We start from the raw sequence: 25,466 nt of genomic DNA on the forward strand, positions 1-25,466 counted from the left end.
CTCGATCACCGCCAGCGTCGGTTTCGCCCAGAGCGCCGGCCTGATCCTCGGTGGCTCGATCAGCCAGAGCAACTTCCTCGGTACCGGTAACAAGGTGTCCATCGGCCTGACCCGCAGTGAGTACCAGACCAAGTACAACTTCGGCTTCACCGACCCCTACTTCACCGCCGATGGCGTCAGCCTGGGCTACAACCTGTTCTACAACAGCACCGACTACAGCGATTACTACGACGACGGCGTGTCCTATTATGCGATCGACAGCTACGGTGCCGGGGTCAGCTTTGGCTACCCGATCAACGAAACCTCGCGCCTGACCTATGGCCTGACCCTGCAGCACGACAATATCTCGCCCGGTACCTACAGCGCCGACGAGATCTACGACTTCATCGCCCGCGAAGGCAAGAGTTTCAACAACCTCAAGGCCTCGATCGGCTGGTCGGAATCGACCTTGAACAAAGGCGTGCTGGCTACCCGCGGCCACTCGCAGAGCCTTACGCTGATGGCCACCACCCCTGGCAGCGACCTGTCGTTCTACAAGCTGGACTACAGCGGCCAGACCTACCTGCCGCTAACCAGCAACACCTCGCTGCGCCTGCATACCAGCCTGGGCTACGGCAACGGCTACGGTTCCACCGACGGGCTGCCGTTCTATGAAAGCTACACCGCAGGTGGGCTGGGTTCGGTGCGCGGGTTCAAGGACGGTAGCCTCGGCCCGCGCAATACCCCGGCCACCGGCACCTACGCCAGCGCAGGACAAGCCTATTACTCCGACCGTGACACCGACGTGCTGGGCGGCAACATCCTGATTGCCGGCGGCGCCGAATACATCTTCCCGTTGCCGTTCGTGAAGGACCAGAGCCAGCTGCGCAGCTCGGTGTTCGTCGATGCCGGCAACGTGTACGCCGACACCTGCTACCTGTCGACCACCCAGGGCTGCGGCAGCGTGGACCTGGCACAGATGGCCGTGTCGCTGGGGGTTGGCGTGACCTGGTACAGCCCAATGGGGCCGTTGAGTTTCAGCCTGGCGGCACCGCTGAAGAAGCCGGATGGGGCAGAAACCCAGATCTTCCAGTTCTCGCTGGGGCAGACCTTCTGATGCCTGATGCCGTAACGCGCTGGCGTTGAGCATTACCCGCTTTTACCCCTGCTTAACCCAAGTTGACAGTGACCTTGCTTAAGCTGGCCAGGACTCGTACCCCGCCCAGCAGGACATGCCCATGCCTCCCTTCACACCATGCTTCCCCACTTCACTGCGCCCCGACGAAGTCCCGGTCGCGCTACTCGACCTGGTCCAGCAACGCCTGGCCGGGCTGCTCGGCCCGCGCTTCACCGTGGTGCTGGGCGGCAGTGGCAACGGTGCCGGGGTCAGCCACTACCACCTGGCAATCCAGCACAACCAGAGCGGTGTTTCCCTGGAGGACACCGGCGCCGTCGGCACCGGCTTCATCGAGCGCCTGCTGCGCATGGCCACCCAACTCAAGGCCATGCTCGACTCGGCCACGTTCAGCAGCATGGGCAGCGACGACCCGCGCCGCCCACTGGTGTGGATCAGCGAGCTGGCCAGCCCCAAGGAAATGATTACAATGCACGCCCCAACCTGAAATATGTTTTCCCCATGAAATCACTGCTTTACGCCGTATCCTTACTGTTTTCCTTTACCCTGCCCGCCCTTGCCAGCCCACCGGCGACCTTCACCGAGGCCAAGGTGGTGGCCAAGCAGAAGGTGTACATGGACCAGGCCAGCAGTGCCATGGGCGACCTGTACTGCGGTTGCAAATGGGCCTGGGTGGGCAAGTCTGGCGGGCGTATCGATGCCGCCTCTTGCGGCTATCAGACACGCAAGCAGCAGAACCGCGCCGAACGCACCGAATGGGAGCACATCGTGCCGGCCTACACCTTCGGCAACCAGCGCCAGTGCTGGAAGAACGGTGGCCGCGAGCATTGCGTGGATGACGACCCGGTGTTCCGCGCCATGGAGGCCGACCTGTTCAACCTGTACCCGGCAGTGGGCGAGGTCAACGGCGACCGCAGCAATTTCAACTACGGCATGGTTGCTGGCAATGCAGGGCAATACGGGCAGTGCTCCACCAAGGTCGACTTCGTGCAGCGTGCTGCCGAACCGCGTGACGAAGTGAAAGGCCTGGTCGCCCGCACCACCTTCTACATGTACGACCGTTACAAGCTGAGCATGTCGCGCCAACAGCAGCAGTTGCTGATGGCCTGGGACAAACAGCACCCGGTGTCGGCCTGGGAGAAAGAGCGTGACAGGCGCATTGCCGCGATCATGGGCCATGCCAACCCCTTCGTGACCGGGGAACGCAAATGGACCGCCAACTACAAGCCAGTCGGCAGTGGCGTGGTGCAAGCGGTGCCGGCGAAGGCTGCCAAGCCAGAGGCCAAGCCGAGCCTGGCCAGTGCCGGGTCGGTGGGGGCGGTGCTTGGCAACCGCAACAGCCACGTCTATCACCTTTCCGTCGGCTGCCCGGGCTATACCCAGGTTACCGCGAAGAACCAGGTCACCTTCGCCACAGAGGGTGAGGCGCAGGCAGCGGGTTATCGCAAGGCGGGCAACTGCCGCTGATCGCCTTCCTCGGGGCCTGCGCGGCCCCCTTGCAATCGAGCGGGCTGCACGGCAGCCCGCAACAATGACCATCCGTCGCCCAGACGGCACCCCACTCCCCGCCCCCAGCCCAACGAATGACAGATCATCCGCAAAGGAGACGTTCCATGATCCGCATTCGCCCACTCTCACTGTGCCTTGCCCTTGCCCTTGCCAGCGTCACTGGCACCAGCTTCGCCGCCACCGACACAGACACCGACAGCCGCCCGCAAACCGACCAGTACGGTGGCAAGACCGCCGGTGAAGACAGCAGCGTCAACAGCCCAGGCAGCAGCAAGGCCAACGACAGCAGCGACACCGGCAGCAACAGCGATGCCGCCGACGGCGCCGCTGGTGGCTCCAACAGCACCGGCGAAGCCACCGGCTCCGGCGCCGGGCACTCGGGTGGCACCGCCGAGGACCAGGACAGCCATTGAGGCCGGCCTGGGCTACACTGCGCCGGAACGCCCTGCCAAGGATTCACCATGAACCTCAAACCCTGGCTGCTCGCCGCCCTGCTGCCGTGCAGCGCCCTGGCCGTCGCTGGCGGCCAGGGCGCACTGTCGATCAGCTCTTCGTCGTTCACCGATGGCGGCGTGATCGCCTTGCAACAGGTTGGCCCGGACCCGGCCTGTGGTGCCGGCGAAGAGCGCACCCCGCAACTGAGCTGGGACAACCTCCCCGCAGGCACCCAGTCGCTGGCCCTGATCATGTTCGACCCGGACGGCGGCAAGGGCATTGGCGTGGTCCACTGGATCGCCTACAACATCGACCCGGCCCAGGATGGGCTGAAGGAAGGCGTCGCCGGGCTGACCGGGCAAGGCGTGACCGTGGGGCGCAACTCGCGGGGCACGCTCAGCTACCGCGGCCCCTGCCCACCCGCCGGCGACAACCCGCACCACTACGCACTGACGCTGATCGCCACCGACCTGCCATTGGGCACCCTGCCCGAAGGCCTGGACCGCAGCGGCCTGCTGCAACTGCTGCAAGGTCACGCGCTAGGGGCGCAGAGCCTGGTCGGGCGCTATGGCCATTGAACCGTGCGGTACAAAAACAATTGATCACCCCCATAACATTTATCCATTGAATGGCCCGGCCGAACTGAAGTAAGCTCGGGCTCATTCACTGGAGAGCAACATGCCGAAACACACCCGCAACCACGCCAACCACACCGGTCGCAGCCTGCGCCCTGTGCTGGCCGTTGCCGGCTGCGTGGCACCTGCCAGCTATTACTTTGGGTATTGGTTTAGCCACTAGGCGCCGATACCCACACGGCGCCCACCTTCGAGGGGCCGCCGAACATGAGAATACTCAAACCCCCGGTCGGCTCCCCGACCGGGGGTTTTGCTTTTCAGGCCTTTGAACAACACCGATTCACATTGAGGACAGATTCATGAACTACGCCACTTATTACTACGCAAACACCTACGCCTGGCGATTTAGCCAATCCCGTTCGGGCCAGCCTGCCGCCTCCGTTCGGTCTTCCACAGGTGGCAATGCAGCAGCCAATACGAATTCAACGATCTGTCGAACACCTCGATAGGGCCGACCACGCGGGCCAGAACCCGCCGTCCGCCCAGGGAAAAAACGCCATGCAAGCTTCCAGCCTCGCCCTGACCCAGCCGCAAGCGGCCAACACCACCGTCAGCCAGCGCCTGCCCAGCCCGCACCTGCTCAAACAGCAAATGCCGCTGTCCAGCGAACTTACCCAGCAAGTCCATGCCCACCGCCAGGCCATCCGCGACATCCTCGAAGGCCGCGACCAGCGCCTGCTGGTGATCGTTGGCCCGTGCTCGATCCACGACCCGCGCTCGGCCCTGGAATACGCCGACCGCCTGGCCGCCCTCAGCCGCGAAGTCGACGACAAGCTGCTGCTGGTGATGCGCGCCTACGTCGAAAAACCCCGCACCACGGTCGGCTGGAAAGGCCTTGCCTACGACCCGCACCTCGATGGCAGCGACGACATGCACGCCGGCATCGCCCTGTCCCGCGGGCTGATGCTGAACATGATCGAACGCGGCCTGCCGGTTGCCACCGAACTGCTGCAGCCAATGGCCGCCGGCTACTTCGATGACCTTCTGGCCTGGGCCGCGATTGGCGCGCGCACCACCGAGTCGCAGATCCACCGCGAAATGGTCAGTGGCCTGGAGCTGCCGGTCGGCTTCAAGAACGGCACCGACGGCGGCATCGCCATCGCCAGCGACGCCATGCGCAGCGCCGCCCATCCGCACCGCCACTTCGGCATGGATGCGCAGGGCTACCCGGCCATCATCGAGACCTTGGGCAACGCGGACACCCACCTGGTGCTGCGCGGCGGCCACAAGGGCCCGAACTTTGACGCCAACAGCATCGCCATGGCCCGCCAGGCGCTGGCCAAGGCCGGGTTGCAGGCGCGGATCATGGTCGATTGCAGCCATGCCAACAGCGGCAAGGACCCGGCGCGCCAGCCGGCGGTTTTCAACGATGTGCTGGAGCAGCGCCTGGCCGGCGACCGTTCGATCGTCGGCGTGATGATCGAAGGGCACCTGTTCGACGGCTGCCAGGCGCTGGGCAAGGGCGCGCTGAAATACGGCGTGTCGATCACCGACGGTTGCCTGGGCTGGGCCTCGACCGAAACCCTGTTGCGCGAGGCGGCACAAAAACTCTAGGTAGCGGGACGCAAGCCTGGCGAGACATACCCCGGACAAGTGCGCTAGGCTTGCCTTTTTCCCCCAAGGAGCAGTACCCATGGCCCGTGCAACCGCCCGCCACATCCTGGTCAGCAGCATCGATAAATGCAACGAACTGAAAGCCCAGATCGAAGCAGGCGCCGACTTCGCCGAAATCGCCAAAGCCAACTCCACCTGCCCGTCCAGCCGCCAGGGCGGTGACCTGGGCTCGTTCGGCCCGGGCCAGATGGTCAAGGAGTTCGACACCGTGGTGTTCAGCGCCCCGGTCAATACCGTGCAAGGCCCGGTGAAGACCCAGTTCGGCTACCACCTGCTGGAAGTGACCAGCCGCCAGGACTAAGTAGCCAGTAGCTGCTCATGTCCCCTGTGGGAGCGGGTTTACCCGCGAATGCGTCCGTTCACGCAACGTCGTTGCCTGATCTGGCGCTTTCGCGGGTGAACCCGCTCCCACAGGCCCTGTGTTACCTTTTTCTGCTTTGTTTTTCCTTCAATAGCCAGGCTGCACCCACCCACGCCCTCACCGTCTACGGCGAAGCCCCCCGCTACAACGCCAGCTTCCAGCATTTCGACTACGTCAACCCCGACGCCCGCAAAGGCGGCATCCTGCGCCGCTCGGCCATCGAGATCGGCCAGTTCGACCATATCCTGCCGTACATCGACAAAGGCATCGGTGTCAGCGAGGTCGATGGCCTGCTGTACGCGCCACTGGCCGTGCGCTCGTTCGATGAACCCTACACCGTCTACGGCCTGATCGCCCGGCGCATGGAGCGCGGCCCGGAGGATGCCTGGCTGCGTTTCGAGATCGACCCGCGCGCCACCTTCGCCGATGGCAAGCCGGTGCGCGCCGAGGATGTACGCTTTACCTTCGAGCTGCTGATGAGCAAGGGCAGCCTCAAGTACCGCACCCAGTTCGCCGATGTCGCCGCCGTCATCGTGGAAAGCCCGCACAGCGTGCGCTTCGACTTCAAGCCCGACCACAGCCGCACCCTGCCGCTGGACCTCGCCAGCCTGCCGGTACTGCCCGAACACGACTGGCAGCAGCGCGATTTTGCCAACGGCGCCGGCTTCGACAAGCCGGTCGGCAGCGGGCCGTACCGTATCGGGCGCATCGACAACGGCCGCAGCATCACCTTCGAGCGCGACGCCAACTGGTGGGCGCGCGATCTGCCGGTCAGCCGTGGCCGCTACAATTTCGACAAGCTGCGCATCGAGTACTTCGGTGATACCGAAGTGGCGCGGCAGGTGCTCAAAGGCGGCGGCTACGACTACAACCGCGAATTCTCCGCCACCGCCTACACCCTGGGCTACAACGGCGCACAACTTGACGACGGCCGCCTGCAGCGCGCCCACCTGGGCCCGGCCAAACCGCAGGTGGCCCAAGGCTTCGTGTTCAACCTCGACCGGCCGCAGTTCAAGGACCGTCGCGTGCGCCAGGCGCTGGGCATGCTGTGGGACTACGAGTGGAGCAACCGGCAGATGATGCGCAACATGTACATCCGCCAGCAGAGCGTGTTCTCCAATACCCCGCTGGCCGCCCGCCAACTGCCGGATGCCGGCGAGTTGAAACTGCTCGAACCGTTGCGCGGCAAGGTGCCGGACGAAGTCTTCAGCACCGTGTTCACCGCCCCGGTCACCGATGGTTCGGGGATCATCCGCAAGCAGCAGCTGCAGGCACTGGCGCTGCTCGAACAAGCCGGCTGGCGCCCCGAAGGCGACCGCCTGGTGAACAGCCAGGGCACGCCGCTGGCGTTCACCTTCCTCAACGGCCAGGCAGGCATGGAGCGCCTGCTGCTGCCGTGGAAGCGCAACCTGGCCCAGATTGGCGTGACCCTGGACATCCGCAACGTCGATTCGGCCCAGTACGTCAACCGCCTGATGGCGCGTGACTACGACATGATCGTCACCGGCTACCCGGTCACCCTGTCGCCCGGCGCCGAGCTGTACAACTATTTTGGCTCGGCAGCGGCCCACGACCCTGGGTCGAGCAACCTGATGGTGCTGCAGGACCCTGCCGTGGACCACCTGATCGACGGCCTGGTGCGCGCCGACACCCAGGCCGACATGCTGCACCACGCCCATGCCCTGGACCGGGTGCTGCAATGGAACTACTACTGGATCCCCAACTACTACCCACCGGGCAGTTCCACTGCCTGGTGGAACCGCTTCGGCCTGCCCAAGGTCCAGGCTGCCTATGACGAAGGCCTGGACACCTGGTGGGAAGTCAGCCCCACCGCGCTGACCAACGCGCAAATGGCCGAACGCCGGAAATCCTCGCCATGACCACCTACATCCTGCGCCGCCTGTTGCTGATCATTCCCACCCTGCTGGCGATCCTGCTGGTCAACTTTGCCATTGTCCAGGCCGCGCCGGGTGGCCCGGTGGAGCAGGCGGTGGCACGCCTGCAGGGCATCGGCGGCGGCGCTCCCGGTGCCCGGGCCGAGGTGGTGCACGGTGAGTCACGGGCCACCCGTGGCCTGGACCCGAAACTGATCGAGGAGATCAAGCGCCAGTACGGCTTCGACAAGTCCGCCCCCGAGCGCCTGTGGTTGATGCTGGGCCAATACGCCCGGCTGGACTTCGGCAACAGCTTCTTCCGCGGCGCCAAGGTCACCGACCTGATCCTCGACAAGTTGCCGGTCACCCTGTCGCTGGGCTTCTGGGCCACGCTGATCACCTACCTGGTGTCGATCCCGCTGGGCATCCGCAAGGCAGTGCGCCACGGCAGCCGCTTCGATGCCTGGAGCAGTGCACTGATCGTGGTCGGCTATGCCCTGCCCTCGTTCCTGTTCGCCCTGTTGCTGATCGTGCTGTTCGCCGGCGGCACCTCGCTCAGCTGGTTCCCGGTGCGCGGCCTGGTCTCGGACAACTTCGACGAGCTCAGCCTGCTGGGCAAGGTCGCTGACTACTTCTGGCACCTGGTGCTGCCGGTCGGCGCCCTGGTGATCGGCGGCTTCGCCACCCTGACGCTGCTGACAAAAAACGCCTTCCTCGACGAGATTTCCCGGCAATACGTGGTTACCGCCCGCGCCAAGGGCCTGAGCGAGCGCCGGGTGCTGTATGGCCACGTGCTGCGCAATGCCATGCTGCTGGTGGTGGCCGGGTTGCCGCAGGCGTTGATCACGGTGTTCTTCGCCGGCTCGTTGCTGATCGAGGTGATCTTCTCGCTCGATGGCCTGGGCCGCATGAGTTACGAGGCGGCCGTGTCGCGGGATTACCCGGTGGTGTTCGGCACGCTGTTCATCTTCACCCTGGCGGGCCTGCTGATCCGCCTGATCGGTGACCTGTCGTACACCCTGCTCGACCCGCGTATCGACTTCGACACGAGGGCGCGCTGATGCTTTCACCGATCTCGCGTCGTCGCCTGCAACGCTTTCGCCGCAACCGCCTCGGCTGGGTTTCGCTGTGGCTGTTCGCCGCCCTTCTGCTGCTGAGCTTGTGTGCCGAGCTGGTGGCCAACGACAAACCGCTGCTGCTGGGCTACAAGGGCGACCTGTACGTGCCGGCGCTAAAGCGCTACACCGAGCAGCAGTTCGGCGGCCAGCTGCCGTTCCAGCCAGACTACCGCAGCGCCTATGTACGCCAGCTGATCGAGCAGCAAGGTGGCTGGATGCTGTTCGCCCCCATCCCGTTCAGCGCCGATACCCCCAACTACGACCTGCAGGTACCCACCCCCAGCCCGCCAAGCGCGAGCAACTGGCTGGGTACCGACGACCAGGGCCGCGACGTGCTGGCCCGGGTGCTGTATGGCACCCGGGTATCCTTGCTGTTCGCCTTCGCCCTGACCGTGGTCAGCGTGCTGATAGGGGTGGCGGCCGGTGCCCTGCAGGGCTACCACGGCGGCTGGGTCGACCTGGTCGGCCAGCGCCTGCTGGAGGTGTGGTCGGGGTTGCCGGTGCTGTACCTGCTGATCATCCTCAGCGGGTTCGTCGAGCCGGACTTCTGGTGGCTGCTGGGCATCATGGCGCTGTTCTCCTGGCTGACCCTGGTCGATGTGGTGCGCGCCGAGTTCCTGCGCGGTCGCAACCTGGAGTACGTGAAGGCCGCAAGGGCGCTGGGGTTGCCAGACAGCCAGGTAATGCTGCGGCACATCCTGCCCAATGCCATGAACGCAACGCTGACCTATGTGCCGTTCATGCTGACCGGGGCGATCACCACCCTGACTGCGCTGGATTTTCTTGGTTTCGGCATGCCGGCCGGGAGTGCTTCGCTGGGAGAGCTGGTGACCCAGGGCAAACAGCACCTGGAGGCGCCGTGGCTGGGCTTTACCGCATTCTTTGCGCTGGCGGTGATTCTGTCGCTGCTGGTGTTTATCGGGGATGCCTTGCGCGAGGCGTTCGACCCCAGGGGATAGGTTTTCAGGTCTGGCCTCTTCGCGGGTAAACCCGCTCCCACAGGGTCACCACAAACCTTGAGGACTGTGGGGTACCTGTGGGAGCGGGTTTACCCGCGAAGAGGCCGGCCCTGCTTTTACAGATTTCAGGATTTCTACCCATGCACGACAGCGACAGCCTCAAGGACTACCCCCAGGTACGGCAACTGGCGATCCGCTCGTTGTTCGAGATCATCGAGCAGTCCAGCGAGGGCACGGTAATCGTCGATCGCCAGGCGCGCATCGTCTGGATGAACGAGCGCTACGCCCGGCGCTTTGGCCTGGCCGACGCCGCCAGTGCCATCGGCCAGCCATGCGAGGCGGTGATCCCGGGCAGCCTGATGCGCGAAGTAGTGAGCAATGGCCGGCCAATCCTGCTGGACATGCTCGACACCCCGAACGAGCCGCTGGTGGTAATGCGCCTGCCCATCCACGACGACCAGGGCGCGCTGATCGGCGCCATCGGCTTTGCCCTGTTCGATGAGTTGCGCAGCCTGTCGCCGCTGCTCAAACGCTACTCCAGCATGCAGCAGGAACTGGCCTCGACCCGCTCGCAATTGCGCGCCCGCCAGGCCAAGTACAGCTTCGCCCAGTTCGTCGGCAGCAGCGCCGCCAGCCTGGAGGCCAAGCGCCGCGCCCGGCGTGGCGCAAGCAGTGATTCGCCGGTGCTGCTGCTGGGCGAAACCGGCACCGGCAAGGAACTGCTGGCCCATGCCATCCATGCGGCGTCGGCGCGGGCGCACAAGGCGTTTGTCAGCATCAACAGTGCGGCCATCCCCGAGACGCTGCTGGAAGCCGAATTCTTCGGCACCGCCCCCGGCGCCTTTACCGGCGCCGATCGCAAGGGCCGCAGCGGCAAGCTGCAACTGGCCGAAGGCGGCACGCTGTTCCTCGACGAGATCGGCGACATGCCGCTGGCCCTGCAGAGCAAGCTGTTGCGGGTGCTGCAGGAGAAGGAGTACGAGCCGGTAGGCTCGAACCAGATGCTGCGCAGTGATGTACGCATCATTGCCGCCACCTCCATCGACCTGCAGGCCGCCATCGCCCGCGGGGCATTCCGCGCCGACCTGTATTACCGGCTGAATGTGCTGCCGATCGAGGTGCCGCCACTGCGGCAACGGCTGGAGGACCTGCCGGCGCTGTGCGAGGCCATCCTGGGCGAACTGGGCAGCCAGTATGAGCTCGAGGCCGAAGCGCAGCAGCTATTGGCGCGGCATGCATGGCCGGGGAACATTCGCGAGCTGCGCAATGTGCTGGAGCGGGCCACGCTGCTGGCGGATCAACCGCGTCTGGGGGTGGCGGATCTACGGGCGGCATTGGGGCCGTTGAGCCCAGTGGCGGCTGCGCCTGTGCGCCAGACTTACCGTGAGGCGTGTGAAGAGTTTGAGCGTGAGCTGATTGTTGGGGCATTGGCCGAGTATGCGGGAAATGTGCCGCAGGCCGCGCAGGCATTGGGGTTGGGGCGGTCGACGTTGTACAAGAAGATGGTAGCGCTGGGGATTTCGTCTCTAACTTGAGACTTATGTTTCTGATTTGAGATCGCTGCGAGGGCTTCGCCCTCGATCGCCGGCAAGCCAGCTCCCACAAGGTATTGCACCGCTTTCAGAACTTTTGGATAACCCTGTGGGAGCTGGCTTGCCGGCGATGGGCTGCAAAGCAGCCCCCTACAGTCTCAAAATGTAGACAAGATTATTAGAAAAACAAAATTAATCATTTAAAATCATCAACTTACAGATCTGGCACGATTCCCGCTATCTCCTGCTCACCAATAAAAACAAGACTCACCCAGGAGACCCACCCCGATGACCGTGTTCATCGCCCTAGCCGCTCTGGCCCTGCTGATGCTGGCTGCCTACCGCGGTTACAGCGTAATCCTCTTCGCCCCCATCGCCGCCCTCGGGGCGGTACTGCTCACCGACCCGTCCGCCGTGGCCCCCGCATTCACCGGGGTGTTCATGGAGAAAATGGTCGGCTTCATCAAGCTCTACTTCCCGGTGTTCCTGCTGGGGGCCGTGTTCGGCAAGCTGATCGAGTTGTCCGGCTTCTCGCGCTCGATCGTCGCCGCCGCCATCCGCGTGCTCGGCACCCGCCAGGCGATGCTGGTGATCGTGCTGGTCTGCGCCCTGCTCACCTACGGCGGCGTGTCGCTGTTCGTGGTGGTGTTCGCGGTGTACCCGTTCGCCGCCGAGATGTTCCGCCAGAGCAATATCCCCAAGCGCCTGATCCCGGCAACCATCGCCCTGGGCGCGTTCTCGTTCACCATGGATGCCCTGCCCGGCACCCCGCAGATCCAGAACATCATCCCCAGCACCTTCTTCAACACCACCGCCTGGGCCGCACCCTGGCTGGGCCTGATCGGCACGCTGTTCGTGTTCTGCACCGGCATGGCCTACCTGCAGCGCCAGCGCAACAAGGCCCAGCGCGCCGGTGAAGGCTATGGCAGCGACTTGCGCAACGAACCGGAAACCGCTGCCGACCTGGCGCTGCCCAACCCTTGGCTGGCCCTGTCGCCGCTGCTGCTGGTGGGGGTGATGAACCTGCTGTTCACCCACTGGATCCCGCAGTGGTACGGCCCCAGCCACAGCCTGCAACTGCCCGGCATGAGCGCGCCGGTGCAAAGCGATGTGGCCAAGCTCACGGCCATCTGGGCAGTGCAGGCGGCGTTGCTGGTGGGCATCCTGATGGTGCTTGTGTGTGCCTTCGGCGCCATCCGCACCCGCTTGGCCGAAGGCACCAAAAGCGCCGTGGGCGGCGCCTTGCTGGCGGCCATGAACACCGCCTCGGAATACGGCTTTGGCGCGGTGATCGCCTCGCTGCCGGGCTTCCTGGTATTGGCCGATGCCCTGCGCGGCATCCCCAACCCACTGGTCAACGAAGCCATCACCGTGACCTTGCTGGCCGGCATCACCGGCTCTGCCTCGGGCGGCATGAGCATCGCCCTGGCGGCCATGGGCGACAGCTTCATCGCCGCCGCCAATGCCGCCAACATCCCGCTCGAAGTGCTGCACCGGGTGGCCGCCATGGCCAGCGGGGGCATGGACACCCTGCCGCACAACGGTGCGGTCATCACCCTGCTGGCCGTGACCGGGCTGACCCACCGCGAGGCCTACAAGGACATTTTCGGTATTACCCTGATCAAGACCCTGGCGGTGTTCGTGGTCATCGCCACGTTCTACGCCACCGGCATCGTCTAAGGAGCTTTGCATGACCCTCAAAGGCAAGACCGCACTCATCACCGGTTCCACCAGCGGCATCGGCCTGGGCATTGCCCAGGTGCTGGCCCGCGCAGGCGCCAACATCGTGCTCAACGGCTTCGGCGACCCTGCCCCGGCGCTGGCCGAGATCGCCCGGCACGGGGTGAAGGCAGTCCATCACCCGGCCGACCTGTCGGACGTGGCCCAGATCGAAGCGCTGTTCGCCCTGGCCGAGCGCGAGTTCGGCGGCGTCGACATCCTGGTCAACAACGCCGGTATACAGCACGTGGCGCCGGTGGAGCAGTTCCCGCTGGAAAGCTGGGACAAGATCATCGCCCTCAACCTGTCGGCCGTATTCCATGGTACGCGCCTGGCCCTGCCCGGCATGCGAGCGCGCAACTGGGGGCGCATCATCAACATCGCCTCGGTGCACGGCCTGGTCGGCTCCACCGGCAAGGCGGCCTATGTGGCGGCCAAGCACGGCGTGGTCGGCCTGACCAAGGTGGTGGGCCTGGAAACCGCCACCAGCAACGTCACCTGCAATGCCATCTGCCCTGGCTGGGTGTTGACCCCGCTGGTGCAGAAGCAGATCGACGATCGTGCAGCCAACGGTGGCGATCCGCTGCAAGCGCAGCACGATCTGCTGGCAGAAAAACAGCCATCGTTGGCCTTCGTCACCCCCGAACACCTGGGTGAGCTGGTACTATTCCTGTGCAGCGAGGCCGGTAGCCAGGTTCGCGGTGCCGCCTGGAACGTCGATGGTGGCTGGTTGGCCCAGTGACGGGCGGCCTGGGCCTGGCGACGGTCTTGCATTCGTTTATCTGCAAGGAGGCCCTATGCGCCCAACCCCGATGACCGCGATCCTGGCCCTGACCCTGGCTGCCGCCGCACCCGCGATGGCAGCCAGCCTGAAGGACGTCGCGCCCTACCCCGAGGCGGAAAAAGGCTTCACCCGGCAGGTCATCCACCTGCCGGCCCAGGCTGATGAGTCGGCCTATCAACTGGAAATCCTCGCCGGCAAGACCCTGAAGGTGGACTGCAATCGCCAGCGCCTGGGCGGCAGCCTGGAGGAACGTACCCTGGAAGGCTGGGGCTACAGCTACTACCGCCTGGACAAGGTCAGCGGCCCGGCCAGCACGCTGATGGCCTGCCCCGATGGCAAGAAGACCGAGGCCTTCGTGCCAGTGGTCGGTGAAGGCTTCATGCTGCGCTACAACAGCAAGCTGCCGGTGGTGGTGTACGTGCCCAAGGACGTCGAAGTGCGCTACCGCGTCTGGACCGCGTCGCAGGACGTGCAAAAGGCTAAAGTAGAGTAAAACGCAAGCCTTTGGCCTTGATGATGCCTTCATCGCCGGCAAGCCGGCTCCCACAGGTTGGTCACTGCACTCAAGACCTGTGAGGTTCCTGTGGGAGCCGGCTTGCCGGCGATGGGGCCCTTGCAGGCAACAGGAGGTTCGGCATGAACGATGTGCTCTGGCGCCCCTCCACGGCGCAGATCGAGGCCAGCCGGATGGATGCCTTCCGCCGCCGGGTCAACCTGCGCTACAACCTGCAACTCGACGACTACCAGGCGCTGCACCGCTGGAGCATCGAGCAGCGCCCTGCCTTCTGGCAAACCCTTGCCGACTATTTTCACGTTCACTGGCATACCCCGCCGAGCCAGGTGCTCAGCGAAGGGCCGCAGATGCCCGATGCCCAGTGGTTCAGCAACGCCACTCTCAACTTCGCCGAACACCTGCTGCGCCGCCGCGACGACCGCCCGGCCCTGGTCGCCGTGCGCGAAGACGGCCAACGCCAGCTGTTCACCCATGCCCAGCTGGCGGCCCAGGTGGCCGGCCTGCAAACAGCCTTCAAGGCCGCCGGTGTCGTCCCCGGCGACCGGGTCGCCGCCATCATGCCTAATACCTGGCAGACGCTGGTCGCCATGCTCGCCTGCACCAGCCTCGGTGCGGTGTGGTCCAGCTCCTCGCCCGAGTTTGGCGTACACGGCATCATCGACCGCTTCGGCCAGATCGAGCCCAAGCTGCTGATCGCCTGTGCCGGGTACCAGTACGCCGGCAAGGCCATCGACCAGGTGGACAAGGTCAACCAGGTGTGCGCGCAGCTGCCCGGGCTGCAACGGCTGATCGTGGTGCCCCATACCCGCAGCGGGACGCGCGCCGACGAATTCCAGGCCGCCAACGTCAGCCTGTGGGACGAGTTCTTTCAGCCCGGCGGCGAGCCCCGCTTCACCCCGCTGCCCTTCGACCACCCGCTGTACATCCTGTATTCCAGCGGCACCACCGGTGTGCCCAAGTGCATCGTCCACCGCGCCGGCGGCGTGTTGTTGCAGCACCTGAAGGAACATGGCCTGCACAACGACCTGAAGGCCGATGACGTACTGTTCTACTACACCACTTGCGGCTGGATGATGTGGAACTGGCTGGCCAGCGGCCTGGCGGTGGGCGCCACGCTGGTGCTGTACGACGGCTCGCCGTTCCATCCCGGCCCCGAGCGCCTGCTGGACCTGATCGACGCCGAGGGCATCCAGGCCTTCGGTACCAGCGCCAAGTACCTGGCGGCACTGGAGCAGGCGGGCCTCGAACCTGCGGCAAGTCACCGCCTGGAACGCTTGCGCCTGCTGCTGTCCACCGGCTCGCCGCTGTCACCACACAGCTACGACTACGTGTACCGCAAGATCAAGGCCGACCTGTGCCTGGCGTCGATGTCCGGCGGCACCGATATCGTCTCCTGCTTCGTGCTGGGCAACCCGACCCTGCCAGTGCGCCGTGGCGAGATCCAGTGCAAGGGCCTGGGCATGGCGGTGGAAGTGTGGAACGAGCATGGCCAGCTGGTGCAGGGCGAAAAAGGCGAGCTGGTGTGCACGCGCAACTTCCCGTCCATGCCGCTGGGGTTCTGGAAGGATACGGACGGCAGCCGCTATCACGACGCCTACTTCAGCCAGTTCCCGGGGGTGTGGGCCCAGGGCGACTATGCCGAACAGCGTGCCGACGGCGGGCTGGTGATTCATGGCCGCTCCGATGCCGTGCTCAACCCCGGCGGGGTGCGCATTGGCACGGCGGAGATCTACCGCCAGGTGGAAAAGGTCGAGCAGGTGCTGGAAAGCGTGGCCATCGGCCAGGACTGGCAAGGCGACGTGCGGGTGGTGCTGTTCGTTCGCCTGCGTGATGGCCTGCAGCTGGATGAGGCCCTGCGCCAGCACATCCGCCAGGTGATCCGCCAGTACACCACCCCCCGCCATGTACCGGCGGTGATCGCCCAGGTCGATGACATTCCGCGTACCATCAGCGGCAAGCTGGTGGAGTTGGCGATTCGCAATGTGGTGCATGGCTTGCCGGTGAAGAACACCGACGCCCTGGCCAACCCCGAGGCGCTGGAGCAGTTCCGGGATCGCGAGGAGTTGCGCACCCCGTAATGAAGGTATTCACCGTCATTGTGGGAGCGGCCTTGCGTCGCGAAAGGGCTGCAAAGCAGCCCCGGGATTTCAGCAGCGAAGCATAGATTTCTGGGGCCGCTTTGCGGCCCTTTCGCGACGCAAGGCCGCACCCACAATGGCCTCAACCCGACCCGTTAAGGCATAATGCCCACCTTTTTCGCCCCCGAAGCACAGGTAACCCATGAAAGCCCAAGCCCGCCACATCCTGGTCAAGACCGCTGACGAAGCCGAAAAGCTCAAGCAGCGCATCGCCAATGGCGAGGCTTTCGACGTGCTCGCAAAAAAGTTCTCCACCTGCCCTTCGGGCAAGCGTGGCGGCGACCTGGGTGAAATCCGCCCCGGGCAGATGGTCGGCGCCATTGACCAGGTGATCTTCAAGAAGCCCCTGCGCGTGGTGCACGGGCCGATCAAGAGCAAGTTCGGTTATCACCTGGTGCAGACGTTCTACCGCGACTGATAGCCCCGGGCCACCTGACATTTTTGCCAGTTGTCCCCCTACCATACAAAACATACAACTCAGGCAGTGGCCCCTCTAATGGAGACCTGCCTATGCGCTGCCCTCGTCTGCTTTTGCCTGCCGCACTCCCTCTGCTCACTTTGCCTTTGCTGTCTCATGCCCAATCCCTGACCGTTGCAGCAGGCGACGATCTGGACGCCATCGTTCAGACGTCAGCTGCAGATCAGTTCATCATCACCGGCGGTGAGGCCAAGTCGTTGAAACAAGGCGAGGGGCAAGACACGTTCAACATGTCTGGTGGCAAGCTAGGGTCGCTCAATCAAGGCGGTGCCATGGACGAGTTCGTCATGACCGGGGGTACCATCACGGATGCCTTCGAAGATGGCGACAAGGCCTGGTTCAAGGGCGGCAGCATTGGCCGTATCGACCTCAAGATGGCTGATAACTTCCTCGAAATGTCCGAAAACCTTGGTGTGGAAACCATCGTTGTTGCCAACGTGGTCAGCGGCCTTGGTGACGATACTTACATCCTGACTGGCGGCACCATCGGTGGAGACCTCCGTACCAGCAGCGGCGACGACGAGATCAATGTCAAAGGCGTCGATCTGAAAGGCGAGATACGTGCCGGCCAGGGCAAGGATAAACTCAACTGGACGAGCGGCAAGATCGGCAAGAAAGTCGACATGGGCGCCCACAACGACATGACCACTGTCAGCACACTCGACTTGAGCAGTTCAACAGTGCTGTTGGACGGTGGTACAGGCACGGATACCCTGACGTTTCAGCAAGCCAAGGTCGGTCAGGGTGCCTTGTATGTCAACTGGGAGTCCATCAACCTGAACCAGGGCAGCCAGTTGACCCTGAACGACAGCTTGGCCCTGGGTGACCTGGGCTCCGATCAGTCACCGATAGCCGCAGCCACGGGGACCGGTACCCTGCAAATTGACGCGACCAGCACACTGATCAGTCGCCACGGCAGCATTGTCAGCATCCAGAATGGCAACAAGGCATCCGTGGTAAACGCCGGCACCATAGACCTGAGCCGCGGCAACGACGCTCAGGGCCGCCTGACCATCCAGGGCGACTACACCGGCAACAACGGCACCCTGCGCCTGAACAGCGTGCTGGCCGGCGACGGCGCCGCCTCCGATCGCCTGGTGGTCAGCCGTGGTGCGATTGGCGGCTCTACCCAGTTGCTTATCAACAACCTCGATGGCGCCGGTGCAATAACCGCGCAGAACGGCATTCAAGTCGTTGAAGCGCGTGACGGCGCGGTCAGCACGGCCACCGCATTTGTCCAGACCCAGACCCTTTCAGCCGGCGCCTACGACTACCGGTTGTTCAAAGGCGGCGTGACTGCAGGCAGTGAAAACAGCTGGTACCTGCGCTCCACCCTGGTTGCGCCACCCGCTCCGGCCCCTGCGCCGGAACCGGGCGAGCCGACACAGCCAACGCAACCGGGCGAGCCAGTGGTGATCGCACCCGCCGCTACCCCGCCTGTCGTGGCCCCGGCGCCCGGCCAGGTCGACCTGCCAGCACCGGTGCAAGGCGAAAGCCTGCCGCTGTATCGCCCGGAAGTTGCGGTGTATGCCGCAGCGCCACGGGGCGCCGCGATCATCGCCCGCCAGGCACTGGGCACGTTCCACCAGCGTCAGGGCGACCAGCAGCTGCTGCAGGGTGACGGCGCCCTGCCCGCCAGTTGGGGGCAAGCCTACGGCGGCGCGTTACGTCAGCAATGGAGCGGCACGGTCAGCCCGAGCCTGAATGGCGACCTGTACGGCTTCAAGGTGGGCCAGGACCTGTACGCCAAGGTTGGCGACAGCGGATACCGCCAGCATGTCGGTATCTATGTCAGCCATAGCCGCCTGGACGCCGACGTCAAAGGCTTCGCCCTCGCCGTGGAGAACCGCAGCGTCGGTGACCTGGAGCTTGATGGCGACAGCGTCGGCGCCTACTGGACTCTGGTCGGACCGCAAGGCGGCTACCTCGACGCCGTGCTGCAGTACACCCACCTGGATGGCCGGGCGCGTTCGGATCGGGGTGACAAGCTGAACATCGACGGCCACGCCTGGACCGCTTCACTGGAATCCGGCTATCCCATTGCCCTGTCCGACCGCTGGGTACTGGAGCCGCAGGCTCAGTTGATCGCGCAAAAGGTCTCGCTCGACAGCGCCAGCGATAGCGTCTCGCACATCAACCACGACGCCCAGGTCGAACTGACCGGCCGACTGGGGGCTCGGCTCGAGGGGGCCTTCAAAAGCAGCAGCGACCGCCTGTTGCAACCCTATGCGCAAGTCAACCTGTGGCACGGCGACGGTGGCCGCGATACCTTGACCTTCGATGGCGTCGACAAGATCAAGACCGATTACCGCTATACCTCGGTGCAACTTGAAAGCGGCGTGGTAGCGCAGGTCAACGAAGCGCTGAGCCTGCATGGCGGCGTGCAGTACACCGCCAACCTGGACAGCCGCCAGCAGGAAGCCAGCGGCGTGAACCTGGGTGTGCGCTGGCAGTTCTAGCGCCGCGCAGCCAGCAGCCCGAGGCCGGCGCAGCCCAGCAATGAGGCGCTGACCCGGTTGAACAGCCGGCGTGGGCCGGGCTGGCTGAACCAACGCTGCAGGTACGCCCCCAGGCCGGCGTAGATGGCGATGGCGGCCCATTCCAGCAACAGGAACAACACACCCAGCCAGAGGAACTGCTCGCTTACCGGGGTGGCGCTGCCGACCGAGACGAACTGCGGCAGGAAGGCGGTGAAGATCAGGATTGCCTTCGGGTTACCAGCGGCCACCCAGAACTCCTGACGTGCCAGGCGCCAGGTGCCGCGTGGGTGATCGCTTGCCACCACCGCCTCGCCCACCGGTGCCCGCCACAGTTGCCAGGCGATATAGAACAGATACGCCGCCCCCACCACCTTGATGGCCAGGAACAGGTATTCGCTGGTGTGCAGCACCACTGCCAGGCCCATGGCCGCCAGGGCGATCATGCCGCTGAAGGCGACGATGCGCCCGCCGCCGGCCACGCAGGCCGTGCGCAGGCCGTAACGGCTGGCATTGTGCAGCGACAGCAGGTTGTTCGGCCCCGGCGCCATGTTCAGGGCGAAGCAGGCAGGAATGAAAAGCAGCAGGCTTGAGAGGTCCATTATTGTTTTCCTTTGGCAACAGGCGTCTATTTCGGCGGGTAGCGGGCCTTGCGGTCAAGTTACAGCCAGCGGAAAAAACTGTATGGGTGCGCGGCGCCTGATAAGCTGCCGCGCATACCGAGGACCCTGTGATGCCCCGTTCCCATGCCGCGCTGTGGCGCGACCCGGCCCTGCCGCATGTCGAAAGCCGCCGCGCCTGCCATAGCCGCGCCTGCTACAAGCCCCACAGCCACCCGACATTTTCCATCGGTGTGGTGGACGCCGGGTACAGTCATTTCACCGGTGCCGGCAACGGCCAGCAACGCCTGACACCCGGCACGCTGGTGCTGGTCCCGGCCCGCCGGGTACATGCCTGCAACCCAGAGCCCGGGCAGGCGTGGAGCTACCAGATGCTGCACGTGGATGCCGACTGGCTGGCACAGCTGCACCTGGAGTCAGGGCTGGAGGGTGCCGGGCCCGACGAGCCGGCACGTATCTGCCAGGTGCCGGAGGTGTATCGGCAGTTCTGCGAAATGAACAGTCTGCTGTTCTCCAACGCCAGCAGTGGTGAGAAGGATGCGGCGCTGATTGCCTTTCTGGGTGACCTGGACTTTGCCAGGCACGCGCCGCTGGCACCGGCACCGGCCCTGGGGGCGACCGCGTTGAGTGGGCTGATTGCGCACATCGAAGGCCAGGACCCGGCGCAGTTGAGCCTGGCGGTACTGGCCCGGCAGGCCGGGCTTGGGCGTTACCAGTTGATTCGCGCATTTCGCGCGGCCACCGGGTTTACACCGCATGCCTACCTGCTCAATGCCCGGGTCAACCGTGGGCGGCAATTGTTGGGTGAAGGGCAGGCACTGGCGGAGGTGGCCTATCGGCTCGGGTTTGCCGACCAAAGCCATTTCCAGCGGGTGTTCAAGGCCCATGTGGGGGTGACACCGGGGCAGTATCGGGATTTGCACAGCCTCTGAGACCATGGGGGCGCTGTGCGCCCCTTTCGCGACACAAGGCCGCTCCCACAAGGTGCTGCGTACGCCGTTCAATGTGGGAGCGGCCTTGTGTCGCGAAAGGGCTGCGCAGCAGCCCCGGCAATGGGCCTGCAATATTGTTCAATACGGCATGAGCGCCGAGGGGCAGAGTCAGGCTTTACGCCAGAGCAACCTCACCCAATGCAACAGTTCCTGATCATCGCCCTCGCCCACTTCCTCGCCCTGCTCTCTCCCGGCCCGGACTTCTTCCTGGTCGCACGCACCTCGGTCAGCGCCGGCTGGCGTGTCGCGAGCGGCGCCTGCCTGGGTATCGCCCTGGCCAATGGCGTGTTCATCGCCATGGCTTTCACCGGCCTGTCGGTACTGCAGGAAGGCAGCCTCCTGTTCACAACCCTGCAACTGGCCGGCGCCGGCTACCTGCTGTACATCGGCACCCTGTTCCTGCGCCATGCCGGGCAAACCAGCCTGGGCGCAGTCGCTGGCAAGCAGACCGCCCAAGGGTGGTGGCGGGGATTGGGCATGGGGTTCCTGTCTGGCATCCTCAACCCCAAGAATGCGCTGTTCTATGCCAGCCTGGTCAGCATGGTCGCCAGCGCCAGCTTTGCCTGGAAAGTAACCTGTGCCCTGTGGATGTTCAGCATCGTGCTGCTGTGGGACCTGCTGGTTGCGGTAGCCATCGGCAACCCGCTGGTGCTGGGGCGCTTCGCCCGCTGCCTGCCATGGCTGGAGCGGGCCTCCGGGGTCATGCTGGTGCTATTGGCTGCGGCACTGTTGTTTCACCTGGCCTGGGGCTGACCAGTTGCAGGGTCCGCATGTCCATCAAGGTGAAATGGCCACTGGCCCAACCCCCGGTATCCAGGTGCCAGACATTGCCCAGCAGCTTGGCTTCCAGTACCGGCGTGTGGCCCACCAACAAGGCGCGCAGGCCCTGCACGGGCTCGGTATCACCTACCTTCAACCGCCGCCGCGACCATTGGCACACTTCCCGTACTTGCGGGTCGTCATCCAGTTCCAGCCAGGTCCTCAACACCGCCCAGTCGGCATACGGGCTGTCGGCATGCAGCAGGCCTACCAGGCCCGCTGCACTTTCAACCTCTATCGCAATCGGCAACTGCTCGAAGCGCTCCACGAAACGCAACTGCTCGCCCCGCGGCAGGTCAAGAAACCAGCCACCCCCGGCGGCGCGATACATGTCCAGATCGAGCCGCCCACCACGTACGCGGGTAATTGCCAGGGCCTCATGATTGCCCTGCACGGCATGGAACCAGGGCTGCGCCAGCCATTCCAGCGCCGCCTCGCTGTCCGGGCCACGGTCGACCAGGTCCCCCACGCTGAACAGGCGGTCCACGGCCGGATCGAACCCCACCCCATCCAGGCATTGCTGCAGGCGCTGGAAGTGACCATGGATATCGCCCACCGCCAGGTCACGCCCCCGCAGGTTGGCAATCAGACGCCGAAACCGTGCCATTACAATCTTCCTCTGCTGGTAGCGCCCTGCCAGGGGTAAAATGGAGGCACACGCAATCTGCCCCGGAGGTGCATCATGCGTACCGCCCTCGTGTGTGCCGTGCTCATGGCGCTGTCACTGGACAGCATGGCACAAGGTGCCCCGGCCGCGCAGGTCGAGGTACGTTTCGAGCATCCGGAAAAATTCCGCGATGCCAGCCTCGACAGCCACGGGTACGAGCGTGGCGCCGACACCTATGTGATGAAAACCCTGACCCAGTACCTGCAGAAGCTTGGCCAACGCTACCTGCAACCTGGCCAGCAACTGGTCATCGACATTCGCGACATCGACCTGGCCGGGCGTTTCGAGCCCTGGCACAGCCAGGCCTACGATGTACGTTACATGCGCGAAATCACCTGGCCGACCATCGACCTCAGCTACACCCTCAGCCAACCGGGCAAACCCAACCAGCAGGCGCAGGAACGGGTCAGCGACAAGATGTACCTCAGCCGCCCGGGCCGGGTCACGAGCAGCAGCGACCGCCTGTATGCCGAAAAGGCCATGCTCAACGACTGGTTCCGCCAACGCTTCGCCGTCCACCCGGCATCCTGAAAATCCCTTCACTGGTACAGGCGTTGGTGCCGGTAGTATGCTCGGCCCTTCAACCTATACCAGGGAAGGGTTTTTCATGAAGTTGTGCGCCGTGCAACTGGCGTCGCTCAAGGGCGATGTGCAAGCCAACCTCGAACGCCACCTGGCCTGCATCGAACAGGCCGTGGCCCTTGGCGCCGAACTGGTGGTATTTCCCGAACTGTCACTGACCGGCTATGAGCCAACCCTCGCGCGCCAGGCCGCCCTGCCCGTCAGTTCGACGCGGCTGGACCCGCTGCAGGCAGCCTGCGACCGGCTTGGTATCACCGTCGCCGCAGGCCTGCCACTGCCGACCCCTGATGGCATTCGTATAGGCATGCCAATCCTGAGCCCCGGTGCACCGCGTCAGGCCTATGCCAAGCGGCGTCTGCATGATGATGAACTGCCCTGGTTCACCCCAGGCGATCAAGCCTTGTTGCTGCAGGTAGGCGCGCACCGGGTAGCGCCTGCGATCTGCTACGAATCGATGTTCATGGCGCATGCGGCAGCCGCACGGGAACACGGCGCCGACCTGTACCTGGTCAGCGTGGCGAAAACCGCCAAGGGCATCCGCGAGGGTTACCAGCACTACCCCGAGGTGGCTCGTGAGCTGGGCATGACGGTGTTGCTGGCCAACTGCGTGGGGCCGGCCGATACCTTCATTGGTGCCGGCGGCTCGGCGGCCTGGGACAGCCAGGGGCGCTTGCTGGCCAGCCTGGACGACCACGGCGAAGGGCTGATCGTGCTGGACACCACCAACGCCAGTGCCATGGCGGTGCCCCTGGACCCGCACCCGGCATGATCTATCTGTTTCTGGCGTTGCTGAGCTATGCCTGTACCTACTACCTGACGGGTCTTCTCGTCCAGGGGCAACTGGCCGATGTGGCCGAGGGTTTGCGCCACCGGCCCGACGCGCCGACACCTGGCGAGTACCTGCGCGCAGTCAAGCCCCATGCGCGCCGGGCCCATCGGCAGTACACCCTGATGGCCGGCACGGCGTTGGCCGTGCTGGTCTGCCTGGTCGCCAGCTGGTTCTGCTGACGCCTTACAGGTCCAGTGCCAGGCTTTGCCGGCCCTCCAGCGCCAGCAGGTACTGCTTGGCCGCCAGGCCACCGGCAAAGCCGGTGAGGCTGCCCGAAGCACCGATCACCCGATGGCACGGGGCGATGATCGAGATCGGGTTGCGGCCATTGGCGGCGCCTACCGCGCGCACCGCGCTGGGGTTGCCGATCTGCCGGGCGATGTCGCTGTAGCTGCGGGTTTCACCGAACGGTATCGCCAACAGCGCGGCCCATACCTGACGCTGGAATGCGGTACCGGCAAAATCCAGCGCCAGTTCGAAGCGCTGGCGTTTGCCGGCGAAGTACTCGCCGAGCTGGCGGGCGGTTTCCAGCAGTACCGGGCACTGGTCATCACGGTGCAGGGCGCCAAGGCGCACGCGGTTTTCCCGCTCCTCTTCCCAGAGTACGGCAGCCAGGCACTCGCCACGGGCTACCAGGGTCAAGGTGCCGACGGGCGACTGCATGAAGGTGAATGCGCTGGACATAAGCAGGCTCCTGCCAGGTTGCGATCAACCTACTGTACGCATCCACAGCCCTGCCTGCATCCGCTTTCTTGCTCAGGCAATCACGCAAGCGGAACATCGGCGTCGGCATATTGCCCGGGCCAGAGTGCCATGCACCGCGTCGCCTGCTTCGCGGGTGAACCCGCTCCCACAGGGATCCCATCAGCTGAAGGAATGCGCCATACCTGTGGGAGCGGGCGCGCCCGCGAACACCGGCGCAGCCGGTGCCATCCACCGCAATGCCTGCTTCGCGGGTGAACCCGCTCCCACAGGGTGCCCACCAGCTGAAGGAATGCGCCGTACCTGTGGGAGCGGGCGCGCCCGCGAACACCGGCGTAGCCGGTGCCATCCACCGCGTCGCCTGCTTCGCGGGCATGCCCGCTCCCACAGGGTGCCCACCAGCTGAAGGAATATGCCGTACCTGTGGGAGCGGGTTTACCCGCGAACACCGGCGCAGCCGGTGCCATACACCGTGTCGCCTGCTTCGCGGGTGAACCCGCTCCCACAGGGTGCCCACCAGCTGAAGGAATGTGCCGTACCTGTGGGAGCGGGTTTACCCGCGAACACCGGCGCAGCCGGTGCCATCCACCGCGTCGCCTGCTTCGCGGGCATGCCCGCTCCCACAGGGTGCCCACCAGCTGAAGGAATGCGCCGTACCTGTGGGAGCGGGTTTACCCGCGAACACCGGCGCAGCCGGTGCCATACACCGTGTCGCTTGCTTCGCGGGCATGCCCGCTCCCACAGGGTGCCCATCAGCCGAAGAAATGCGCCGTACCTGTGGGAGCGGGTTTACCCGCGAACACCGGCGCAGCCGGTGCCATACACCGTGTCGCTTGCTTCGCGGGCATGCCCGCTCCCACAGGGTGCCCATCAGCCGAAGAAATGCGCCGTACCTGTGGGAGCGGGTTTACCCGCGAACACCGGCGCAGCCGGTGCCATACACCGTGTCGCTTGCTTCGCGGGCATGCCCGCTCCCACAGGGTGCCCATCAGCC

Annotated in this window: 25 protein-coding genes; 22 read left to right on the top strand and 3 right to left on the bottom strand. The window is 64.9% G+C overall.

The genetic code is table 11. The features are described from left to right. From bamA to CAG46_RS16745, 17 genes are all read left to right on the top strand, one after another. Positions 1-1,096: outer membrane protein assembly factor BamA (bamA, locus tag CAG46_RS16665; protein WP_085616398.1), on the top strand; the 1,096-nt coding region annotated here is incomplete at its 5' end. Between the two features lie 121 nt (positions 1,097-1,217). Next, positions 1,218-1,601 (top strand): hypothetical protein, encoded by a 384-nt coding sequence (locus CAG46_RS16670; protein ID WP_025339227.1) that lies wholly within the window; start codon positions 1,218-1,220, stop codon positions 1,599-1,601. Between the two features lie 14 nt (positions 1,602-1,615). Then, the gene (locus CAG46_RS16675) at positions 1,616-2,581 is read left to right on the top strand and encodes an endonuclease (RefSeq protein ID WP_085616401.1); all 966 of its coding nucleotides are present in this window, start codon (positions 1,616-1,618) and stop codon (positions 2,579-2,581) included. 146 nt (positions 2,582-2,727) lie between these two features. Next, positions 2,728-3,036, top strand: a complete 309-nt coding sequence (locus CAG46_RS16680; RefSeq protein ID WP_075045285.1) for a hypothetical protein — start codon at positions 2,728-2,730, stop codon at positions 3,034-3,036. Positions 3,037-3,084: 48 nt separating this feature from the next. Beyond that, positions 3,085-3,636, top strand: a complete 552-nt coding sequence (locus CAG46_RS16685; RefSeq protein ID WP_025339230.1) for a YbhB/YbcL family Raf kinase inhibitor-like protein — start codon at positions 3,085-3,087, stop codon at positions 3,634-3,636. Positions 3,637-4,191: 555 nt separating this feature from the next. Continuing rightward, positions 4,192-5,247 (top strand): 3-deoxy-7-phosphoheptulonate synthase, encoded by a 1,056-nt coding sequence (locus tag CAG46_RS16690; protein WP_025339231.1) that lies wholly within the window; start codon positions 4,192-4,194, stop codon positions 5,245-5,247. Between the two features lie 79 nt (positions 5,248-5,326). Then, entirely contained in the window at positions 5,327-5,608 is a 282-nt protein-coding gene (locus CAG46_RS16695) for a peptidylprolyl isomerase (protein ID WP_016715592.1), read from the top strand. A gap of 11 nt (positions 5,609-5,619) precedes the next feature. Further along, complete coding sequence (locus CAG46_RS16700; RefSeq protein ID WP_085616403.1) at positions 5,620-7,548, top strand: extracellular solute-binding protein; 1,929 nt, start codon at positions 5,620-5,622, stop codon at positions 7,546-7,548. Further along, positions 7,545-8,603, top strand: coding sequence for a microcin C ABC transporter permease YejB (locus tag CAG46_RS16705; protein WP_025339233.1), 1,059 nt, complete (start codon positions 7,545-7,547; stop codon positions 8,601-8,603). The genes CAG46_RS16700 and CAG46_RS16705 overlap by 4 nt, the downstream gene beginning before the upstream one ends. Then, positions 8,603-9,619 carry an ABC transporter permease gene (locus CAG46_RS16710; RefSeq protein ID WP_025339234.1) on the top strand — a complete coding sequence of 339 codons (1,017 nt, stop codon included), beginning with the start codon at positions 8,603-8,605 and terminating at the stop codon, positions 9,617-9,619. The genes CAG46_RS16705 and CAG46_RS16710 overlap by 1 nt, the downstream gene beginning before the upstream one ends. A gap of 140 nt (positions 9,620-9,759) precedes the next feature. Further along, a complete protein-coding gene (locus tag CAG46_RS16715; protein WP_085616407.1) occupies positions 9,760-11,154 on the top strand; it encodes a sigma-54-dependent Fis family transcriptional regulator in 1,395 nt (464 codons plus the stop codon). Positions 11,155-11,439: 285 nt separating this feature from the next. Next, complete coding sequence (locus CAG46_RS16720) at positions 11,440-12,831, top strand: GntP family permease (protein WP_085616410.1); 1,392 nt, start codon at positions 11,440-11,442, stop codon at positions 12,829-12,831. A 10-nt stretch (positions 12,832-12,841) separates the two neighbouring features. Next, a complete protein-coding gene (gene hbdH, locus CAG46_RS16725) occupies positions 12,842-13,612 on the top strand; it encodes a 3-hydroxybutyrate dehydrogenase (RefSeq protein WP_085616413.1) in 771 nt (256 codons plus the stop codon). 55 nt (positions 13,613-13,667) lie between these two features. Continuing rightward, complete coding sequence (gene eco, locus CAG46_RS16730) at positions 13,668-14,147, top strand: serine protease inhibitor ecotin (RefSeq protein ID WP_015270251.1); 480 nt, start codon at positions 13,668-13,670, stop codon at positions 14,145-14,147. Positions 14,148-14,290: 143 nt separating this feature from the next. After that, positions 14,291-16,246: an acetoacetate--CoA ligase gene (locus CAG46_RS16735; RefSeq protein WP_085616416.1), complete on the top strand. Its 1,956-nt coding sequence runs from the start codon at positions 14,291-14,293 to the stop codon at positions 16,244-16,246. Between the two features lie 202 nt (positions 16,247-16,448). Then, positions 16,449-16,724 (top strand): peptidylprolyl isomerase, encoded by a 276-nt coding sequence (locus tag CAG46_RS16740; RefSeq protein ID WP_013972552.1) that lies wholly within the window; start codon positions 16,449-16,451, stop codon positions 16,722-16,724. Between the two features lie 92 nt (positions 16,725-16,816). After that, positions 16,817-19,243 carry an autotransporter outer membrane beta-barrel domain-containing protein gene (locus tag CAG46_RS16745; RefSeq protein WP_085616419.1) on the top strand — a complete coding sequence of 809 codons (2,427 nt, stop codon included), beginning with the start codon at positions 16,817-16,819 and terminating at the stop codon, positions 19,241-19,243. On the opposite strand, the gene CAG46_RS16750 is transcribed toward CAG46_RS16745, so the two are convergent. Further along, the gene (locus CAG46_RS16750) at positions 19,240-19,863 is read right to left on the bottom strand and encodes a LysE family translocator (protein ID WP_046616681.1); all 624 of its coding nucleotides are present in this window, start codon (positions 19,861-19,863) and stop codon (positions 19,240-19,242) included. The genes CAG46_RS16745 and CAG46_RS16750 overlap by 4 nt on opposite strands. A 131-nt stretch (positions 19,864-19,994) precedes the next feature. Here CAG46_RS16750 and CAG46_RS16755 point away from each other — a divergent pair, with 131 nt between their 5' ends. Both CAG46_RS16755 and CAG46_RS16760 read left to right on the top strand, forming a co-directional pair. Next, entirely contained in the window at positions 19,995-20,813 is an 819-nt protein-coding gene (locus CAG46_RS16755; RefSeq protein WP_085616422.1) for an AraC family transcriptional regulator, read from the top strand. A 198-nt stretch (positions 20,814-21,011) separates the two neighbouring features. Continuing rightward, the gene (locus tag CAG46_RS16760; RefSeq protein ID WP_085616424.1) at positions 21,012-21,626 is read left to right on the top strand and encodes a LysE family translocator; all 615 of its coding nucleotides are present in this window, start codon (positions 21,012-21,014) and stop codon (positions 21,624-21,626) included. On the opposite strand, the gene CAG46_RS16765 is transcribed toward CAG46_RS16760, so the two are convergent. Next, entirely contained in the window at positions 21,574-22,299 is a 726-nt protein-coding gene (locus tag CAG46_RS16765; RefSeq protein ID WP_085616426.1) for a metallophosphoesterase, read from the bottom strand. The genes CAG46_RS16760 and CAG46_RS16765 overlap by 53 nt on opposite strands. Positions 22,300-22,374: 75 nt before the next feature. Between CAG46_RS16765 and CAG46_RS16770 the strand changes: the two genes are divergently transcribed. The 3 genes from CAG46_RS16770 (at position 22,375) to CAG46_RS16780 (ending at position 23,949) form a co-directional block, all read left to right on the top strand. After that, positions 22,375-22,890: a DUF3016 domain-containing protein gene (locus CAG46_RS16770; RefSeq protein ID WP_085616428.1), complete on the top strand. Its 516-nt coding sequence runs from the start codon at positions 22,375-22,377 to the stop codon at positions 22,888-22,890. 76 nt (positions 22,891-22,966) lie between these two features. Further along, on the top strand, positions 22,967-23,710 hold the full coding sequence (locus CAG46_RS16775; protein WP_085616431.1) for a carbon-nitrogen hydrolase family protein: 744 nt from the start codon (positions 22,967-22,969) through the stop codon (positions 23,708-23,710). Further along, complete coding sequence (locus tag CAG46_RS16780; protein WP_085616434.1) at positions 23,707-23,949, top strand: hypothetical protein; 243 nt, start codon at positions 23,707-23,709, stop codon at positions 23,947-23,949. Before CAG46_RS16775 ends, CAG46_RS16780 begins: the two co-directional genes overlap by 4 nt. A 4-nt stretch (positions 23,950-23,953) precedes the next feature. Here the strand turns inward: CAG46_RS16780 and CAG46_RS16785 are convergent, their stop codons facing one another. Further along, the gene (locus CAG46_RS16785; protein WP_085616436.1) at positions 23,954-24,454 is read right to left on the bottom strand and encodes a methylated-DNA--[protein]-cysteine S-methyltransferase; all 501 of its coding nucleotides are present in this window, start codon (positions 24,452-24,454) and stop codon (positions 23,954-23,956) included. Positions 24,455-25,466 lie beyond the last annotated feature (1,012 nt).

It is taken from the genome of Pseudomonas sp. B23(2017) (genome assembly GCF_002113725.1).
Lineage (GTDB): Bacteria > Pseudomonadota > Gammaproteobacteria > Pseudomonadales > Pseudomonadaceae > Aquipseudomonas > Aquipseudomonas putida_Z.